The organism is Serratia oryzae, from assembly GCF_001976145.1.
Taxonomy (GTDB): Bacteria; Pseudomonadota; Gammaproteobacteria; order Enterobacterales; family Enterobacteriaceae; genus Chania; species Chania oryzae.
The window spans coordinates 1-665 of the sequence record NZ_MOXD01000057.1; the positions used below are offsets into that span (position 1 = coordinate 1).

The window sequence follows — 665 nt, forward strand, 5'->3', positions numbered from 1 at the left end:
TTAATCACTGTCTTTCGTTATTTCCAGCCGGTTAAATCCAGGCCATCCACCCGCTGCCAGTCAATGCCTTTCATCAACCAGTCGGTCTGTTCGGGTGACAGCAGCCAGGCGACATCCCCTTGCCGGGGCCAGATAAAATGGCCCTGATGAAGACGGCGCAGACACAGCCAGACACCGTGCTTGTCCCAGCGCAGGACTTTGATGCGCGAGCGTGCCTTGTTGCAGAAGACAAAAGCGGCTTCCCCTTGCCAGGGTTGGTGCAGGTGGTCGGTAATGTACTGCGTCAGGGTATCAATACCCCGTCGCATATCGACGGGCTCCCGTGCCAGCCAGATGTGCTGGGGCGTTAACATAGGGACAAGGCCTGCATCACTGCGCGCAACTGAGCGGGAAGACACCTGACTGAACAGCCATTGGGAAGGTTGAGTGCTACCGTGTCAGCATCATTATTCTCAGGCATCACTCGGCGCGCAGGAATAAAGGCAGCGGGAACGGTCACGGTAGCGTCATCGCGATGATGCTTTAGCCAGTAATAAAAGGTGGCCGGGTTCAGGTCATGCAGTCGGCAATAATGCTTTTTAGACAATCCACTCTGTTGCCAGGCGTCGAGATGTTGTTGCCGTTCACTGTGAGAATACTGTTTTGTCATATTTTGCCTCAGGTTC

The 665-nt window shown here is 54.6% G+C and carries 2 protein-coding genes; both read right to left on the reverse strand.

Annotated elements, in window-relative coordinates; all coding sequences use genetic code 11:
- Positions 1-17: 17 nt before the first annotated feature.
- On the reverse strand, positions 18-353 hold the full coding sequence (gene tnpB / locus BMI79_RS22865; RefSeq protein WP_076944414.1) for an IS66 family insertion sequence element accessory protein TnpB: 336 nt from the start codon (positions 351-353) through the stop codon (positions 18-20).
- A partial coding sequence (gene tnpA / locus BMI79_RS22870; protein ID WP_244157377.1) for an IS66 family insertion sequence element accessory protein TnpA occupies positions 347-665 on the reverse strand: 319 nt, incomplete at its 5' end. The genes tnpB and tnpA, both read right to left, overlap by 7 nt.